The following is an 18509-nucleotide window of genomic DNA, read 5'->3' on the forward strand; positions in this document are numbered from 1 at the left end:
CTTGATAAATCAAGACTTTTCAGTATCCGCTAAATTTAGCTCTACAGGATTAGTAATGTTTCACATTTTATTCATTCAAATCCTGTATGCTTAACTACACCTTGTTCAAAATACAATTCTCATATGTCCAATCAATAATAGCTTGATCATAATTCGTTTCATAGAACTCAGTAAGTAGTACATTCCATTGTTCTAAATGCTTTTCATGATTAATCAAAATACCTTTGCCTTTTTGAAGCAATAAATAATTAGCTGATAATATAGCAGTCCTCTTGTTGCCATCCCAAAACAATTGCTTTCTCATAGCATAGTACATATATTTAATTGCTTTATAGGTTTCAGAGACACTCATTTTCATAATACGTTCGATATCAGCTGCTACATCAGCCCTAACTGGAATAGTAGGCTTATAATTTACTCCACCAATACTAACCTCACCATTACGGATAACGCCCCATTCTAACGCTTCATTGTAAGCAACATAACCATTAATCCTTTCCGCTATCTCTAGCGTAAACGTTCTTGTTTCTTCTAATTAAGTAATTAACAGCATTTCTCATGTTTACGATAACCAAAATTTCATCGGCAGTAACATCATTAACGATATCCCCTTCAACGATTGCTTTAGTTTGAGCGTATGTTGTAGTTACTTTTTCAATTCTTGAAAGCTGATGTATTATATCCATCTTTGAATTTTCAAATACAAGCCTAGCTTCTTGATCAGTCAAATTATATTTATTTTTATTAGGAAACATCTCAGCACCACCCTCTGGACACTTATGTGTGAAGTAGCCGATGATATAGAGGTATAAGTGTTGTGGGCACTAAGTAATTATGTTCACTAATGAATTTGATGGAATTATCGTACTCATCCATTCTAACCACCTCAATAAGTCTATGAAGAATTTGTATCCTCTTGTCTTGTTTGATGGTATCTAACTTCTTAAAAAAAAAGAACTTAGAAGTTCTTCACTAAGTATGTTCATTTCATCAGTCATTTGTTATCAAACCCCTATCGCCATTTACTGTATCATATACTACCCTCACTCCAATATCAATATAATTATCGAACAAAATCAGTAAATTCCCAAAAATAGTTCGTGTTTAGATTTATTACAGTCTAGAATTTTACGTTTATTATAGTGTTGTCTACATCATACACGAACAATAGAAACTAATCCATTTATTCTGATCTAACCAAACCAAGGTACTATTAGATAAAATCATTCTAAACGTGTTGAAGTATATAAAGAGGTATAACAAAAAGCTTGAGGACATAACAATCCTCAAGCTATTATTTTCCGAAACAAATCACCTATAACTATATCTCAAACTCATTCAACGGATTGTGCTTCTCGTTCTCCCCTCTTAGCTCTGAGCCCCACATTGCCACGTAACGCATTGTAGTGGACACATCTGTGTGTCTTTAGCTTCTGAATCGCAAAGGCTGACATACGACTCATAGCTAGCATGTGACAATATGTATGCCTGAACGTATGTGGGCTTACTCTTAGTTCATGTGCTGCCTTAGGCTATCGAATAGCTGTCAGATCGAAAAGTCAGCATCGAAAAAGACTCCCCGGCGCAGAAAGCCAACAATCCGAATTTCACGGCAAAAAAAAAAGACGACCTCTAATAATGAAGGTCACCAATTAAACGAAGATGTTATACATAATAACGTTTCCCTGCTCTGCTCTAAGCAGCTTTATATCGTCCCTAAAGGCTTCTAACCGTTCAGGAATGTATTTTTCCTCCCCGTATACTCCAAAGCCAATTTAACGTGCCTAGAAACTTTTTGAACAAGTCTTGGCGGCGGCATCATCGTCATATTCGATTGCCAAGAATATTGAACGGTTATTCATATTGTAGCTCTCATTTCTTACCAAGGCCACGTAACCGTTTATTTTGTGGAGCAATCCTGTTTACTGGTGATGCCATTGCATGTTGCTCCTTAACATCTCCTGTCGTTAATCTCACATATCGCTTAGTCATGGTCATGTCAACATGTCCGAGCATCATTTGAAGCGCAAAAGCATTCCCTTTGCCACGCAAAAACATGATAGAAAAGGCATGACGTAACGCATAGGGATGAAACTTAGTTCCAAGCTTCTTACAGTACATCTCTACTCTATCTCCCCAAGAATGGCGATTCATTGCATTACCTTCATAGGTACAGAACAATGGTGCTTTCGCTTTCCATTCTTTAGGCCGGACAGCTAACATATCATCAATGGCTTTTGAAGTTTGCGGCGTAATGTGTAATGTTCTAGACATTCTCGTTTTTGCCTTTTCTTTGTCAACGAACAACTCACAAGACTTACTATTGAAGTCACTTTCCATCAAGCTGAATGCTTCCTTCGGACGGATACCACAATCAAGAAAAACTAAGAACAACGCATAGTCGCGCAATCCTGCATATGTGTTCTTATTCGGCAACTGAATAAGGTCAGTCAATACGTTCTCGTCTATATTAACAACCTTGCCTTCATCCTTATGCTTCTTAAACTTAGCCAGTGGGTTTTCTGATAGAACCTCTTGTTCAACACACCATTCAAAGAAACTCCGTAAATACACAAGACGATTATTATAAGTCGCTGGCTTAATCTTTTCTTGACCAAGATGCTCATAAACCGACTGTTGTAATAGTTCATACGAATCCTTTGCAGACGGAAAACGCTTGAACAACAAGTTTACATGTGTCGTGTAATCCAGAATCGTTTGATCGCTAATACCATTTGCTTTTTTCCAGTTCAGAAATTGTATTAACGCCTCATCTAAACTAGTTGGGGCAACCTTCTTAACTTTCATTAATCGAGACAAAATAAAAAACCTCCGTTTCAAAATCTGATCGTTGTCAGATACTGAAAAGGAGGTTCATCAATTTCTTTGCCTTAATCCTGTGTACCAATTTTAACTTTACAGGATTATCACTTTCATAGGTGTTTTCGATTTTGCAAAAACCCTATAAAATCAAGTGGTGCCGAGGACGGGGGTCGAACCCGTACGGTGATCACTCACCGCAGGATTTTAAGTCCTGTGCGTCTGCCAATTCCGCCACCCCGGCACGGGTGAAAACATAAAAAGATGGTGGGCCCTGAGGGACTCGAACCCCCGACCAATCGGTTATGAGCCGACCGCTCTAACCAACTGAGCTAAGGGCCCTCCTAACAGCGAAATCATCATTAGGGATGAATTGCTGAACCGAGACAAAAATTAATATACTATAAACCACTCCATTGCGTCAACCTTTTTTATGGAATGATGAGCAAATCATTTAAAATCAGATAGATAGCCTTCAAGGTACAAACCGAACCCCGTATTTCCCCTTGCGTGAACGGAATACTTCCACCTCAGAAGGGCTTTCGTAGCCATAAATCCACCAGTCATTCTCCATGCGCCGCACTAAGCAGCCAGCCTGAAATTTCGTATCATAAAGCCTTCCCCAGTAGACCCATTTCATCATTTCCGCCTCCTGAGCTGATGTAATAAGTATCATTGTCCATAATGTACCCAGATCCAGCGAAAACAAGCAGACCTAGCCCAATATTAATTCAATACCATCTTACTGTAGTACACTCCCTCTAAACGTCCATAATCGCTCATATTTGCACTCTTCATACCAGACCATATAAAAACAGCCCCCCGACCTGCCGTTCTTTATAACGGCCGTACAGGAGGCTGAAAAAGATTATTTATGAGTCCACTTCATATCTTATCCTTCAACGCTTGCTTCAGTCGAACTAGTAGTTGCTGCTTCCGTCTTGACTGCTTCCTCTTGTGAGATCTTTACGTCAGTCGACGTGCCGCTGCCGCTTTCTACATTCGTCTTGATCCTCGTCAACACTTCATTGCCTTTCGTTTCCCATTCAGCAAGTGCTTCTTTGACTGTCTTCGTTCCTTTGATGACTGCATTGAACAGCTCATCTCCAGGATATTGCGCTTCATAGATACCTGGCTTCGTCCGATACAACGCTTCTTGGTCAGTAGAAGCCGGCGGGGCTGGCTTCAATGTATAGAACGCCGCAGCGTTAAAGTTGACGCTTCCGTCAGCCGGTTTCAAGAACTCTTTGCGGGCTGACAGATCATACTGACTGCGCGACTTAAGCTTCGCCAATTCACGGCTATTGCTAAACTTAACAAACTCCCATGCATCATCCGCATTCTGAGCCTGAGCGTTAATGCCCATAAGCTGATTCAAGGACATATTGCCGCCTACGCCGACCGCTTCTTGGAATTGCGGGAACGTCACGACATCCCATTCGAATGGAGTAAATCCTTTAATGGTATCTGCACTAGCATTCGCCATCTGAATCTCGTTGACGTAGCCATATTCCGCAAGTACCATCGCTGTACGGCCTGACAGAAACCAATCATAATCGAGCGGGTTATAGCCGCCATTCGACGAATTCGACTCATTCACTTTATTAATATCGTCTTGATCCGGCGTAATATCATCTTTGTAAAGCTTAGCGACGGTACTCAGTGCATTTTCCCAGCTGGAGCTGTTAACGAGCATTTTCTCGCCCTTATCGTCCCACATTTTGAGCTGGAGTGCCGACGCATAGTTCGTGACATCATAGATACCGTAGCTGCCTGGCCAGCGCTGGAACATGAAACCATACTTCCGGTCTTTCCCTTCGCCCTTCGCTACACGGCTGGCAAGGTCAATGACATCAGGCCAGAACATATTATCTGTAGGGAACGTTACCCCAGCATCTTGGAACAACTTCTTGTTATAGAAGAGAGCCGAGCTGCTGAACGTAGGAGACAGCGCGTACAAGCTGTCATCGCCTACTTGCTTAATTCCATCAATTACAGTCGGCACATAGTCCGAAATATCGAACTTATCCTTCTGAATGAGCGGATCAAGCTGCTTCAACAGATTGTCTTGAACGAACCGCTTCAAATAGTTGTATTCCATAACGACAACATCAACCGGATTTTCTCCCGTCAGCAGCTTCTTGTACTCTTCATACGGGTCAGGCTCTTCCTTCTGAGGCTCATCCGGATCCCAGCTTTTGAATCGCTGATCATCCTGATTAATCGCAGGAACAATCTCCAGCTCGATATTGGGATGAGAGAATTCGAACATATCCGTATATTGCTGCCGGAAGTACGATTCGCTATCTGTACTGCCATACAAAGTTCCGATCCGAAGCACACGCTTCTCCGTCGAACTGCTCTTGTCTCCGCTGCTGCACGCAGCTAATGCTGGCACAATCATCGTTAATGCGACCGAAGTCACTGCCACACGTTTCATCCATACTTTATTCTTCATTGTCATTAACCCTCCAGTGATTTTGGCGGCATGATCACGATGCGCTCACCGTCGAACTCAATTGTCGCCTTATCTTTGATGCCTAGCGCTGACAAATACTCCTTCGGAACCTGAAGCCGTCCTACTCGGTCAACGACCACATAAGCTTCATGAACCTGCTGCAAGGCGCTGGCCCCTACAGCCATCATCTCTTCATCGAGATTCGGATTTCGCTTAATAAACTCAGTACTGGTCAATCCGTCACGAATCGCCACGACACGGTCCACCTTGCTCGCAAGCGTCAGATCATGCGTGACGATAACGATTGTGACGCCGAGCTCGCGGTTCATCCGACGAAAAATATCCATAATCATGTCGGACGTCCGCGTATCAACCGAACCTGTCGGTTCATCGGCCAGCAGCATCTTCGGTCGATTAGACAGCGAGATCGCAATCGCGACCCGCTGCTGCTCGCCCCCGGACAGCTGCTGCAGCTTGTTATGCATCCGATCCTTGAGACCGACCCACTCAAGCAGCTGCTTCGCATATGCGCGGTCCAGCTTGCCTCTTAGAATCATCGGCATCTCGACGTTCTCAAGTGCCGTTAAATACGGAAGCAGGTTTCTCGCATTGTTCTGCCAGATGAAGCCTACCGTATCCCGTTTGTATTCGACCAGCTGCTCCTCGGTAATTTTAAGCAAATCCCAGCCGCCGACCGAGACCGAACCGGCCGACGGCCGATCCAGTCCCCCCAATATATTCAGCAGCGTCGACTTGCCGCTACCGCTGTTACCGATGATCGCCATCATCTCGCCATCTTCGACGCGCAAGTTCAAGCCTTGCAGAGCAACGACCTCGAGATCATCCGTTTTATAAATTTTGACTAAGCCTTCACAATTGATCATCGATTAACGCTCCTCTCCCATTTTGACTGCTTGATGCACACGCAGCCTGCGAATATGTAGGAGCAGCAGCATTGCACCGATTAGCATCATGACCGTTACGACACCATACAGCTGATTCGTATCCTGCGAGTCGAATACAACGCGGAACGGCGGCACCGAATTGGCGACGTTATCCGTCGTCTGCAGGAATGGCAGAAACAGCTTACTTGCAATCTTGCCAATCGCGATACCTAGACCAATCGACAAGCCCGCCGTGAACAACTGTTCTAACAGCAGCATACCGGTCAACTGGATACGCGATAAGCCCATTGCCCGAAGTACACCGAACTGAACGACCCGGCCAGAAAGATTAAAGAACCAGTATAGAACATATCCGGTAAGCGAAATAATAATCGAGACGAGGAAGCCGAGACTCAATATACCAAATACACCGCCTCGAGTCGGGTGCTTCGATTGCGTAAGCAGTTCTGTCCTCGCATCCTTCACATCTGCAAGCTCGATGCCTTTCTGCTGGAGCTCTGTCATAATTGGACCGACCAAAGCATTCGGCTCCATCTTCAGCCAGACGTCATATGGTATGATTGGAACCTGATCATAAATATAGTCCAGGTTCGCAATGACGAACGGCGATTGATCCGGATATTGACTCGGCCAGTACGGCAGAATACCTGCAACAGCGAACTCGATCATTCCATCTGTCAAACCGACTTGTATCGTATCTCCAAGCTTCAACTGATATTTGTCTGCGACACTCGATGGAATGATAGCCGCTTGCTCGAACAATCCAAGATTGTTCAAGTAGTAGAACGGATGGACTGGATACAGATCGCTTCCGAACCAAGCCACCTTAGAGAAGTCGACGTTGTCGATTCCCATCAATGTGCCTTGACCGATAGACTTATTCGCGACAACCACATTGCCTTTGGTCTGCAAGACGCGGGCAGCGGCTTCGACGCCTTCCAGCTCCTTAAATACTTGGAACGGCGGCTCTGTATAGTTGATGCGAGATGGAAGATTGCTGCCGCCTCCCTGACCACCCTGTCCTCCCTGACCACCATTCTGTCTGCCGCCGTTAGACTTGGTCAAATCGATTTCAGGCGAACCGGTCCATACCGTCTGCATAATGACGTCCGTGCCAAACTTATAAAGCGTTCGCTCCGTCGAGTTCAAATCAATCGTACGTGCCGCAGAAGCATTATAAACTCCAAGACCAAGCGTCAGAATGAGTAAGATCATAAGCGGATAATAGCCTTTGGATGATCGTGACAGCTGAGTCAACGTCAAGTAGAGCGGCACCGGTAGCAGCTTGCGGCCCAGCCAATTAAACAGTTTAAGCAGCCATGGGAAAATCCTTAGGAAAAATAGTCCTAATGAAAAGATTGCAATGGCTGGAACGAAGAACAGAAACGGCTGTACGTTAAGTTGATCGGTCGTCATACCTGTCTGGAATGAAATCATCTGACGTTCATTAAATAAATACCAGCCGTACCCGGCGACACCGAGCAGCAGGACATCCAGAAACCAGCGCTGCCATACCGGTTGTCTGTCTGATCTAGCTAATTGCTGCTTGTAGCTTACAATGGACGAGCGGGCATACATGACAGCCGGAATGACGGTCGCCAGAATTGCCATCACTACGGCAGCAACTCCTGCAATTATTGCCTCATTCGAGAATCCAACCGGTATCGACTTCCGATCGACGAAGGTCAGGAAGCCATTCGCCGAGCCAATGCTTTTCGCCATAAACCATCCAAGCATCGGACCAGCAATAAGCGCCAACGCGCCAAGCAGTACTCCTTCGAGCAAATAAATCATAATGATCTGTCTCGTTCGGGCACCGCGGCTTCGCAGTACTGCTATGTCGGACCTCTGCTTATCGAGCGCTTGCCGAGCATTCATAGCGATGAAGTAGAACACCATCGCAATCATTGGTGCAGCCAGCGTGAATAACAGCGTCTGCAGCTGCAAGCTCTGCTTGCGGAATTCAGTTAGCGTCGAAGCGAACGATATTTCGATCTTCGTATCTTTCAGCTTCTGATATAAATCGATATTCAATCGTTCAAGTGTGCGTCCGAGCGGTGATAATTGACTCGTCTTAATCTCTCTAAGGTCGAAGGCATAGTACCAGTTCGCCATATGGAGCGGTACATTGCGCTGCTGCAGCAACCCTTTCACGAATGTATCAGATCCGATCTGGAGCCCGCTCATCATACTCTCCAGCCCTTGATACCAATAAGGGTCGGTATCCATTATCGGTTTGAAAGCCCCGACAATCTTAACCTTCAGCGTCAAATTGAGCCCGCCATATACGGGATACTCGAACTCATCGTCGATATGGATATCGTTACGGTACATCGCTTCTTCCAGCATGACCGCCTCGATCGTATCCCCTTCGCCCAATGATGCATTGTCCTTAAACCAGCGGCCCTGGGTAACCTCAACCTTATCCTTTAAACCGGACATCGTCGTCAGCGACATCTGACGAACACGGCTAGGATCAACCTTCGTAACGTCGACCGGAACAACTTCTGTGCTCCGTATCGAGTAGGTCCGAACCTCAGTCGACACCGGAAACCCGATTCGCTTCGGAACGTCTTCTTGAATATAGGAGTCAACGTCGTTCAATCCGTTCAAATCCGTCTTCGTGCCTGCTGCAGCTTGATTGCGGATCAGCAGAGAGCCGGCTGGCAGCCCTTCGCTCTTCTCCTGCAGCGATTGCGCCACGACGCGCTTAAGTGCACCATCGGTGTACATCGGAATACTCGTCGCGAACGCTACAGCAATGACGAGTCCGACGAATGTGCTGAACGTCAGCCAACGCGTGTTCCACATCTTGCGGAACAAAAAACGAAACAACGGAATTCCCATCGTTTATCGACCTACGACTTTCTGCCCCGGTGTCAATCCTTTCAGGATTTCTGCTTCCGTTGCGGTTTGCTGGCCAACCTCGACATCAACCTCGCGCTTAGTGCCATCGCTTTCCACGACTTGCACATAGTTTCTGGAACCAATGCTGCGTAATGCAGACAATGGAATGACGACCGCGTTCTCCTTGCGATTCACGACAATTTTTACCGACAGCGGCGTTCCGCGCTTCGCTTCTTTCGGCATCGATTCAAGCTCTATAAGCAGGAAATCTTCCGGACGTTCCTCCTTATTTCCTTGGCCGTTCTGACCAAAGTAACCACCGTTATTGTTGTCTTGTTCATCTGAAGGCAGTGGTAGCTGCTTTACAACCCCTTTTACTTCACCAACGCCGTTAATATCCGCTATGACGGGCATGCCAATTGCCACTTGCGCAAGCTCATCCTTGCCCATCTTCGCACCAGCCATTAAATGAGACGTATCTGCTACAATGCAGATCGGATCATAAGCCTTAATCTGATCCCCTTTCTTAACATTCAAGGATACGATCGTGCCGGAGAACGGCGCTCTAATAATGGCTTTATCGATCTCTTCTTGAAGATCGACCAGCGCTTGGCGCTCTTCTTCGAATTGAATGACCGCCTTCTCGAACTCAACAGGGTCCATCTCATCCTTCTGGCGCAGCGTCTGCTTCATCCGAACTTCGCTGCTGCGAATATCTAGCTGCTTCGACCGCAGCTGCTTGCGCAGCTCGTCAACGTCGAGCTCAGCAATCGGATCACCTGCGTTGACGCTCTGACCGTTCTTGACGTACAGCTCCTTCAGCCGCTTGCCATCGAGCGTAAAGAACATCGTCTCTTCCTGCATCGAGAGCATCTTGCCGACGGACGACACTGTCTTCTCCAACGTCGCTGTCGTCACATCGTATTCGGGCTTCTTCGATATCGTCGGCGGCGTAATAGCCGGAAGCACTTCTTCCTCTTGTTCTTCCGGCAGTAAGCCGCATCCTCCCGCTGTCAACAGCGAGACGGACAGCATAACTGCCGCTCCTCTCTTAAATAAACTTCCCGTCCACCATCTCGTAAACATGGTCGGCTACCTCCAAAATCGTAGGATCGTGTGTTGTCATGCATATTGTTACTTGTTCTGCTGCGATGATATTTTGAAATACCGCCATTATTTGCGCCGCCATCTGGGAATCGAGCTCCGCAGTAGGCTCATCCGCCAGCAGCAGCTTCGGCCGATGTGCAATCGCTTTCGCGATCGCCACACGCTGTTGTTCCCCGCCTGACAGCTCGAACGGGCGATGATGCATCCGTTTCTCCAGCCCAACTAGACGGAGACAATGCGCTACGCGATCCTTCCATTCCTTCTTCGGCACTCCAGCCATTCGAAGCGACAGCTCGACGTTCTCCCAAGCAGACAAGAGCGGCATAAGCGCAAACGCCTGAAAGATGAACCCGATATCTCGGCGTCTAATCAACGTTCTATCGCCGTCGCCCAGCTTATGGAAGGGCTTGCCGTCGAACCATATTTCTCCTTTGCTCGGCTGATCCAATCCTCCAAGCATATTAAGCAGCGTCGTCTTACCAGAACCAGAACGACCTCTAAGCATAACGAGCTGATTCGGCACAATTTGCATTGTGATGCCCTTCAGCACATGTAACGGCTGCCCTCCGACCTGAAAGCTCCGCTCGACACCGTTAACTGTCATGAGCGGCTCGCTAGATGCCGGCGACCTTCTTCTCCCTGCCGGTGCGGACGCTGCTGCATTGTTCTCGTCGATCGAAGCTTGCTCAGCTACTGCCTCCGAAGAATCTCCAGCTGCTGTTTCCATTTCAGCCGTTGAACTGCCCGTTTGTTTCGATTTGGTTCTCCACGCGGTCCACAAACCCATAGGCAGGCGGACACCTCCCCCTATCAGTCTTTCATTTTTCTCATTTATACTTTAGACGGCTTTGGTGGAAAAAAAGTTACGGTATTAAAGGAATATTTTTATAAAGAAATTTTTAGGTAAATCTTTTAACGCATTATCTTGATTTATAATAGAAGAGGCCTCTCACAGAAAGCGCATTGCAATCCTGTAAGAAGCCTTAGATCGTCACTCCGAAGCTCGTTATGAAACTTTGAAATAAGCTGCAGCCTACTTCATCCTATGTACGATCTGCTGCGTCCTATATAAAAAAACGCCCGCCAAGGAAGCCTTGCTTCCTTAGCGAACGGCTAATGGACATTATTTGCCGAACGATTGCGGATCTTCACGCCAAGATTGGAGCGCTGCGATATCGGCCTGCTGCACCTTACCGATCTCGACCGCTACTTCAATCAACGCGGAGTAGTTCGACAGCGTTTCAAGCGGAATGCCTGCATTCGCGAACGCTTCCGTAGCTTGAGCGAACTGATAGGAGAAAATAGCGAGCACAGCGTTCACCTTCGCGCCTGCCTCTTGGACAGCAATTGCCGCTTTGAGCGAGCTGCCGCCCGTTGAGATCAAATCTTCGATGACCACAACGTTCTGCCCCTCCGCAATTCGTCCTTCGATTTGGTTTTGTTTGCCGTGACCCTTCGCTTTATCGCGAATATATGCCATCGGAAGACCAAGCTTCTGCGCGACCCAAGCTGCGTGTGGAATGCCTGCCGTAGCAGTACCTGCGATTACTTCCGCATTCGGATAACGTTCGCGGATAATAGCCGCGAAACCGTCTGCGATCAATTCGCGAATTGCCGGATATGCCATCGTCAGCCGGTTATCGCAGTAGATTGGCGATTTCAGGCCGCTCGTCCACGTAAATGGCTCATTCGGCCGAAGCGCTACCGCTTCAATATCCAGCAAACTTTTAGCAATTTCACGTGGCAGCTGCTCTACAGATACCGTCGTCATACACTCATCAGCTCCTCAATTATCGATTCAAGCGCAGCGCGCGGACTAGGCGCCGACGTAATTGGCCTACCAATTACCATATAATCCGTTCCTGCTTTAACTGCATCTCCTGGCGTCATGATGCGCGATTGGTCGCCGATATCTGCACCTGCCGGTCGTATACCAGGCGTAATGGTCTTGAAGCTGCTGCCGCAGGCCGCTTTGATCGCTATAACCTCTTGCGGCGATGCGACAACGCCGTCCAAACCAGCTTCACGTGTAAGCTTCGCATAACGAATGACCGCCTCGTCCACCGGCCCGGCAATCCCAATCTCGTCATTAAGGACCGCTTGGCTCGTACTAGTCAGATGGGTAACGGCGATAACTGTCGGACGCTTCACGCTGGCCCCGCCTGCAAGAGCAGCCTCAACGCCCTCCATCGCTGCTTCCATCATCGCTTTGCCGCCTGCTGCATGAACATTGAATAGATCGACGCCAAGCTTCGTAATGCTGTTCGCTCCGCCTTTAACCGTATTCGGAATATCGTGCATCTTCAAATCAAGAAAAACATTATAACCGCGATCCTTCAGCATCGTTACGAACGCTGGGCCAGCCGCATAATACAGCTGCATCCCTACCTTCATATAACAAGGTATGCCATCCAGCTCACGAAGCAGCTTCTCAGCTGCCGACGCTTCTGGATAGTCAAGCGCGACCATTATGCGTCCAGCCGCTTGCTCTAGTGTCAACCCCATCCGCTTAGCTCCCCTTTCACGTTGCCATCGTAATCCGGCGCAGGCGCCGGACATGGAAGGCGGCCACCCGCCATCTACCTGTCCGACACTTTATAGAAGCGATCGGGCAGGCAGCCGAGCGTTGGCCGCTATCCGTTATCTTATTTGAACACCGGCATCGAACGAGACGAGAAGTTAAGCGTCTCAAGCATGCGGAGCAGTGCGCGTACCGTATCGAGCGACGTCAAGCATACAGCGCCGTTCTCGACTGCTTCGCGACGAATCCGGAAGCCGTCACGCTCTGGCGTCTTGCCTTTCGTCAGCGTATTGACGACGAAGTTCGCTTGACCCGTACGAATGAGGTCGAGAATATTTGGCGTACCTTCGCTCAACTTGTTCACGCGGGTAACACGCAGACCGGCCGCTTCAAGCGCCGCTGCTGTACCGCCCGTTGCAATCAGCTTATAGCCAAGCGCCGCAAAGCCTTCCATCAGCTCTACCGCGTCCTGCTTGTCTTTGTCCGCTACCGTTACGATGATCGCGCCTGTAGTTGGAATTTTCATACCGGCGCCGATCAAGCCTTTGTACAGAGCCTTCTCGTACTGTACGTCACGGCCCATTACTTCACCAGTTGATTTCATCTCCGGCGTCAAAGTCGGATCGACGCGGCGCAGCTTCGCGAACGAGAACACCGGTACTTTGACCGATACATACTCGTCTTCCGGCCACAGTCCGTCCGTATAACCGAGTTCAGACAGCTTCGTGCCAAGAATTGCTTTCGTCGCGAGGTTCGCCATCGGCAGATTCGTTACTTTAGACAAGAACGGAACCGTACGAGACGACCGCGGGTTAACCTCGATTACGTATACTTTCTCTTCGAAGATGACGAACTGAATGTTGACCAGACCGACTACCTGTAGCTCCTTCGCGATATTGATCGTAATATCGATAATTTGCTTCTTGATATCGTCCGACAGCGTTTGCGGCGGATAGACAGCTATTGAGTCACCGGAGTGAACGCCAGCGCGCTCGACATGCTCCATGATGCCCGGAATCAGAACCGTCTCGCCATCGCAGATCGCGTCGACTTCTGCTTCTTTACCCAGCATGTAACGGTCAATGAGAACCGGATGCTCCGGATTAATTTTGACCGCTTCCTTCATGTAGCTTAGCAGCTCCGTATCGGAATATACGATTTCCATTGCGCGACCGCCAAGGACGTACGATGGACGGACGAGCACCGGATAACCAAGTCCTTGTGCTACAGCTACCGCTTCGTCCACGTTTGTAACCGTGCTGCCTTTCGGCTGCGGGATGTTCAGCTTTCGCAGCATCGCTTCGAATTTTTTACGATCCTCGGCTGCATCGATGCTCTCGAGGCTCGAGCCGAGAATGCGTACACCTGCTTTAGCAAGAGGCGCTGCTAGGTTAATAGCCGTCTGGCCGCCAAATTGTACGATAACACCAATTGGCTTCTCTTGCTCAATGACGTTCATGACATCTTCGAAGAACAGCGGCTCGAAGTACAGACGGTCTGAAGTCGAGAAGTCGGTCGATACCGTCTCAGGGTTGTTATTAATAATTACAGCCTCGTAGCCAGCCTTCTGAATCGCCCATACAGCGTGTACAGTCGAGTAGTCGAACTCAATGCCTTGTCCAATACGGATCGGGCCAGAGCCGAGTACAAGAACCTTCTGCTTGTCCGTGTCAGTGACTTCATTCTCTGTCTCGTAGGTCGAGTAGTAATATGGCGTCGTCGCTTCGAATTCCGCTGCGCACGTATCAACCATTTTGTAAACCGGCTTCAAGCCCTGCTCCAGACGCAGCGCGCGAACTTCGTCCTCATGCGTATGCGACTTTGCGCCGCCCTCGCGGCGCAGCTCAGCGATCGAACGGTCAGAGAAGCCTTTGCGCTTCGCTTCGTACAACGTCTCGCGAGACAGCGTCACTTCTTTGCGGATGCGGTCCTCGAACGCGATGATGCCTTCAATTTTGTCAAGGAACCACCAGTCAACCTTCGTTAAATTTTGGATATCAAGCAATGCCCAGCCGCGGCGGAACGCTTCGGCGATCAGGAACATACGCTCATCGTCCGGCTTAATCAGGCGTGCCTTCAGCGTCTCGTCATCCAGTGAGGATGCCTCTTTCAAGCTGAGACGGTGTACGCCGATTTCAAGCGAGCGAACCGCTTTGTGAATCGACTCCTCGAACGTGCGGCCGATTGCCATTACTTCGCCGGTTGCTTTCATCTGCGTACCGAGCTTACGATTAGCCGACGTGAATTTGTCGAACGGCCAACGCGGAATTTTGGATACGATATAGTCAAGCGTAGGCTCGAAGCAAGCATAAGTTTGACCCGTTACCGGGTTCACAATTTCATCCAATGTGTAGCCGACTGCAATCTTCGCCGCCATCTTCGCGATCGGATAGCCCGTCGCTTTGGAAGCAAGCGCCGACGAACGGCTAACGCGCGGGTTAACCTCGATTACATAGTATTGATAGCTGTGCGGATCGAGCGCGAACTGTACGTTACAGCCACCTTCGATATTAAGCGCACGAATAATTTTGAGCGAAGCCGAGCGGAGCATTTGGTACTCGCGGTCGGACAGCGTCTGGCTAGGAGCTACGACGATCGAGTCGCCCGTATGAACGCCTACCGGGTCGAAGTTTTCCATGTTACATACAACGATGCAGTTATCGTTCGCATCGCGCATAACTTCATATTCGACTTCTTTCATGCCGGCGATCGATTTCTCGATCAAGCATTGGCCGATCGGGCTGTAGCGAATACCCGAAGCAACCGTCTCAAGCAGCTCTTCTTCATTCGCACAAATGCCGCCGCCCGTACCACCAAGCGTGTACGCAGGGCGAACGATGATCGGGTAACCGATCTCGTTCGCGAAATCGATCGCTTCTTGAACCGTCGTCACGATTACCGATTCCGGTACCGGCTGCTCCAGCTCACGCATCAGCTCGCGGAACAAGTCGCGGTCCTCGGCACGCTCGATGGCGTCGAGCTGCGTACCGAGCAGCTTCACGCCTTCACGCTCGAGGACACCAGCGCGAGCCAGCTCAACGGCCATATTCAGGCCCGTCTGGCCACCTAGCGTAGGCAGCAAGCCGTCCGGCTTTTCTTTGCGAATAATTTGCGAGACGAAATCGAGCGTAATCGGCTCGATGTAAACTTTATGAGCCATGTTCGTATCGGTCATAATCGTAGCAGGGTTGCTGTTGATCAGAACGACCTCAAAGCCTTCATCCATCAAGGCTTGGCATGCTTGCGTACCGGCATAGTCGAATTCTGCCGCTTGTCCAATTACGATCGGACCGGAGCCGATGACGAGAATTTTTTTCAGTTCATTATTTTTGGGCATACAGCAGTTCTCCCTTCAGCGTCTCCTGAAGCCGTGTCTGAAGCGGCTTTTTCGGTTTTTTCTTTTTGTGGTCACGAATCATGTCCAGGAATTGATCGAACAGGTAGCTCGAATCGAACGGACCTGGCGCCGCCTCCGGATGGTATTGAACCGTAAATACCGGATGTACTTTATGCTTCAAGCCCTCAATCGAGCCGTCGTTGTTATTAATGTGCGTGATTTCAAGGTCCGTACCTTTAATCGACTCTTCCATAACCGTGTAGCCATGGTTCTGGGAAGTAATGTAGCAGCGGTTCGTCGCCAGCTCTTTAACCGGGTGATTGCCGCCGCGATGGCCGAACTTCAGACGAGTCGTGTCAGCGCCGCTTGCCAGCGCGAACAATTGGTGTCCGAGGCAAATGCCGAAGATCGGATATTCACCGATCAGCTGTTTAATCGTCTCAACAGCATGAGGAACATCCTTCGGATCGCCAGGGCCGTTGGACAGCTGGATGCCGTCCGGATTGAGGCGGCGGATTTGGTCTGCTGTCGTATCATGAGGCACAATGATGACGTCGCAGCCGCGCTTGGACAGCTCTTTGACGATACCGCTTTTCGCGCCGAAGTCCATCAGCACGATACGCTCTTTGTTGCCTGGAGCTGAATACAGATGCTTCGTCGACGTGCGGGCTACCTGGTCGCGCAGCAGCGGCGTAATATTCAACCGCTCTTGCAGCTCCTCAATCCGTTCGTTACCGGTCGATAGAATGCCTTTCATCGTACCGAAGTTACGCAGCTTACGAGTCAGCATCCGCGTATCGATATCGCTAATACCGACAATGCCGTATTCCTTCAGCAGACGATCGAGCGAATATTCTCCGCGCCAGTTGGATGGCACAGGCTCGTGGCGGCGTACGACAAAACCGTGAATATATGGACGTACTGACTCAAAGTCATCGCGGGTAATACCATAGTTACCGATCAGCGGATAAGTCATCGTTACGATTTGACCGCAGTACGACGGATCGGACAGCACCTCTTGATAACCGGTAATTCCTGTATTAAATACGACTTCACCTGTCGATTGACCCTCAGCGCCGAACGCGAGGCCTGTGAACAGCGTTCCGTCTTCCAACAACAATCTCGCTTGCATCCGTATCACTCCTTGAAGTGGATAAAATTACATTTAGTTCATTGAATACAAATATGGGTGTTACGCTTTGTTAAATACAACGCTGCCGTTGTAAATCGTCGTCGTCGGCCAGCCATACAGCTTCCAGCCGCCGAATGGCGTATTATTGCTCTTCGAAGCGAATGTTTCAGGACGAACCTCGCGCTCGGTCTCCAGATCGACAACGGTCAAATCGGCTGGCGCACCTACCTCCAAACGGCCCGTAGAGAGGCCGAATACGCGAGCTGGGTCAGATGTCATCCGCTTCAGCAGGAAGCCAAGCGTCCAACGTCCCGTGCGGACGAATTTCGTATACAGCAGCGGGAATGCCGTCTCAAACCCGACGATTCCGAACGGTGCAAGCTGTGGTCCACGCGCTTTCTCCTCAGCGCTGTGTGGAGCATGGTCGGTAACGATGATGTCGATTGTCCCATCCTCTAAGCCTTCGATTACGGCTTGTACGTCGCGTGGCGTACGCAGCGGCGGGTTCATTTTCCAATTCGCATCATCAACGCCTGGAATATCCTCGTCCGACAACACGAGGTGGTGCGGACATACTTCTGCTGTAATATGGACACCGATCGATTTCGCAAGACGAATCAAGCGGACCGATTGCTCCGTACTGACGTGGCAGACATGATAATGGACACCTGTCGCTTCCGCAAGCAGTGCGTCACGGCCGACATGGATCGCTTCCGACTCGTTCGGTATGCCTTTCAGTCCGTGCTTCTTCGCGAAGTTGCCTTCCGATGCCCAAGCGCCTTCGACTAGCGAATCATCCTCACAGTGTGCGATGACCGGCATACCAAGCGAATGTGCAAGCGTCATTGCATTCTTCATCATTTGCGCATTCTGAACACCAACACCGTCGTCTGTAAAGCCGATTGCTCCCGCTTCCTTCAGCGCTGCGAAATCGGTCAGCTCGCGGCCGAGCTCGTTCTTCGTAATCGCGGCGTAAGGCAGTACACGTACGACACCTTCGCGTGCCGCTTTGTCTAGAATGTATTTGACGGTCTCAGCCGTATCCGTTACCGGACGCGTGTTCGGCATGCAGGCAATCGTCGTAAAGCCGCCCGCTGCTGCCGAACGCGTCCCCGTCGCGATATCTTCCTTATATTCAAAGCCGGGATCTCGAAGATGAACGTGCATATCGATGAAGCCTGCGCTTACCAGCTTGCCTGCCGCATCAACGATCTCAGCGCCGGTTGTATCCGGCGTTGTCGCCCCGTCCACGATTTCGGCGATTACGCCGCCTTCCGTACGCACATGCTTCTTCTCAACCGTGCCTGTCTCCTCGTTCCAAACCAAACCGTTCAGTATCCAAATTGCCATTCGTCTTTCGTCTCCCTTCCTTACTGCCCATT

The 18509-nt window shown here is 49.3% G+C and carries 14 protein-coding genes and 2 tRNA genes; all 16 read right to left on the minus strand.

Annotation, left to right across the window (positions count from 1 at the left end; all coding sequences use genetic code 11):
• Positions 1–94 precede the first annotated feature (94 nt).
• On the minus strand, positions 95–505 hold the full coding sequence (locus tag PXY01_RS23250; protein ID WP_127568043.1) for a Fic family protein: 411 nt from the start codon (positions 503–505) through the stop codon (positions 95–97).
• Positions 489–755, minus strand: coding sequence for a Fic family protein (locus PXY01_RS03570; RefSeq protein ID WP_127567404.1), 267 nt, complete (start codon positions 753–755; stop codon positions 489–491). The genes PXY01_RS23250 and PXY01_RS03570 overlap by 17 nt, the downstream gene beginning before the upstream one ends.
• 1117 nt (positions 756–1872) lie before the next feature.
• Entirely contained in the window at positions 1873–2820 is a 948-nt protein-coding gene (locus tag PXY01_RS03575) for a tyrosine-type recombinase/integrase (protein ID WP_218028206.1), read from the minus strand.
• Between the two features lie 155 nt (positions 2821–2975).
• A tRNA-Leu gene (locus PXY01_RS03580) sits at positions 2976–3064 on the minus strand.
• Positions 3065–3085: 21 nt separating this feature from the next.
• Positions 3086–3162 (minus strand) — tRNA-Ile (locus tag PXY01_RS03585).
• 133 nt (positions 3163–3295) lie between these two features.
• Complete coding sequence (locus PXY01_RS22260; protein ID WP_164744297.1) at positions 3296–3463, minus strand: hypothetical protein; 168 nt, start codon at positions 3461–3463, stop codon at positions 3296–3298.
• 249 nt (positions 3464–3712) lie between these two features.
• Entirely contained in the window at positions 3713–5278 is a 1566-nt protein-coding gene (locus PXY01_RS03590) for an ABC transporter substrate-binding protein (protein WP_127567406.1), read from the minus strand.
• Positions 5279–5283: 5 nt separating this feature from the next.
• Complete coding sequence (locus PXY01_RS03595; RefSeq protein WP_127567408.1) at positions 5284–6162, minus strand: ABC transporter ATP-binding protein; 879 nt, start codon at positions 6160–6162, stop codon at positions 5284–5286.
• Positions 6163–6165: 3 nt separating this feature from the next.
• A complete protein-coding gene (locus PXY01_RS03600) occupies positions 6166–9030 on the minus strand; it encodes an ABC transporter permease (RefSeq protein ID WP_127567410.1) in 2865 nt (954 codons plus the stop codon).
• Between the two features lie 3 nt (positions 9031–9033).
• Entirely contained in the window at positions 9034–10116 is a 1083-nt protein-coding gene (locus PXY01_RS03605; protein ID WP_127567412.1) for an efflux RND transporter periplasmic adaptor subunit, read from the minus strand.
• Positions 10082–10924 (minus strand): ABC transporter ATP-binding protein, encoded by an 843-nt coding sequence (locus PXY01_RS03610; protein WP_127567414.1) that lies wholly within the window; start codon positions 10922–10924, stop codon positions 10082–10084. The genes PXY01_RS03605 and PXY01_RS03610 overlap by 35 nt, the downstream gene beginning before the upstream one ends.
• Positions 10925–11260: 336 nt before the next feature.
• On the minus strand, positions 11261–11908 hold the full coding sequence (pyrE, locus tag PXY01_RS03615) for an orotate phosphoribosyltransferase (protein WP_127567415.1): 648 nt from the start codon (positions 11906–11908) through the stop codon (positions 11261–11263).
• Positions 11905–12642 (minus strand): orotidine-5'-phosphate decarboxylase, encoded by a 738-nt coding sequence (gene pyrF, locus PXY01_RS03620; protein WP_127567417.1) that lies wholly within the window; start codon positions 12640–12642, stop codon positions 11905–11907. Before pyrF ends, pyrE begins: the two co-directional genes overlap by 4 nt.
• A 140-nt stretch (positions 12643–12782) precedes the next feature.
• The gene (gene carB / locus PXY01_RS03625; protein ID WP_127567419.1) at positions 12783–15995 is read right to left on the minus strand and encodes a carbamoyl-phosphate synthase large subunit; all 3213 of its coding nucleotides are present in this window, start codon (positions 15993–15995) and stop codon (positions 12783–12785) included.
• The gene (gene carA, locus PXY01_RS03630; protein WP_127567421.1) at positions 15982–17127 is read right to left on the minus strand and encodes a glutamine-hydrolyzing carbamoyl-phosphate synthase small subunit; all 1146 of its coding nucleotides are present in this window, start codon (positions 17125–17127) and stop codon (positions 15982–15984) included. Before carA ends, carB begins: the two co-directional genes overlap by 14 nt.
• 60 nt (positions 17128–17187) lie before the next feature.
• Positions 17188–18477 carry a dihydroorotase gene (gene pyrC / locus PXY01_RS03635; RefSeq protein ID WP_127567423.1) on the minus strand — a complete coding sequence of 430 codons (1290 nt, stop codon included), beginning with the start codon at positions 18475–18477 and terminating at the stop codon, positions 17188–17190.
• Between the last annotated feature and the right edge of the window lie 32 nt (positions 18478–18509).

It is taken from the genome of Paenibacillus xylaniclasticus (genome assembly GCF_004001065.1).
Classification (GTDB): Bacteria; Bacillota; Bacilli; order Paenibacillales; family Paenibacillaceae; genus Paenibacillus_T; species Paenibacillus_T xylaniclasticus.

Bases quoted from the DNA above. Each gene is read 5' to 3' on its own strand.
- carB (WP_127567419.1), bottom strand. From the start codon at position 15,995: ATGCCCAAAAATAATGAACTGAAAAAAATTCTCGTCATCGGCTCCGGT.
- pyrC (WP_127567423.1), bottom strand. From the start codon at position 18,477: ATGGCAATTTGGATACTGAACGGTTTGGTTTGGAACGAGGAGACAGGC.
- PXY01_RS03590 (WP_127567406.1), bottom strand. From the start codon at position 5,278: ATGAAGAATAAAGTATGGATGAAACGTGTGGCAGTGACTTCGGTCGCA.
- pyrE (WP_127567415.1), bottom strand. From the start codon at position 11,908: ATGACGACGGTATCTGTAGAGCAGCTGCCACGTGAAATTGCTAAAAGT.
- PXY01_RS22260 (WP_164744297.1), bottom strand. From the start codon at position 3,463: ATGATGAAATGGGTCTACTGGGGAAGGCTTTATGATACGAAATTTCAG.
- PXY01_RS03600 (WP_127567410.1), bottom strand. From the start codon at position 9,030: ATGGGAATTCCGTTGTTTCGTTTTTTGTTCCGCAAGATGTGGAACACG.
- PXY01_RS03595 (WP_127567408.1), bottom strand. From the start codon at position 6,162: ATGATCAATTGTGAAGGCTTAGTCAAAATTTATAAAACGGATGATCTC.
- carA (WP_127567421.1), bottom strand. From the start codon at position 17,127: ATGCAAGCGAGATTGTTGTTGGAAGACGGAACGCTGTTCACAGGCCTC.
- PXY01_RS03610 (WP_127567414.1), bottom strand. From the start codon at position 10,924: ATGGGTTTGTGGACCGCGTGGAGAACCAAATCGAAACAAACGGGCAGT.
- PXY01_RS03605 (WP_127567412.1), bottom strand. From the start codon at position 10,116: ATGTTTACGAGATGGTGGACGGGAAGTTTATTTAAGAGAGGAGCGGCA.
- pyrF (WP_127567417.1), bottom strand. From the start codon at position 12,642: ATGGGGTTGACACTAGAGCAAGCGGCTGGACGCATAATGGTCGCGCTT.
- PXY01_RS03570 (WP_127567404.1), bottom strand. From the start codon at position 755: ATGTTTCCTAATAAAAATAAATATAATTTGACTGATCAAGAAGCTAGG.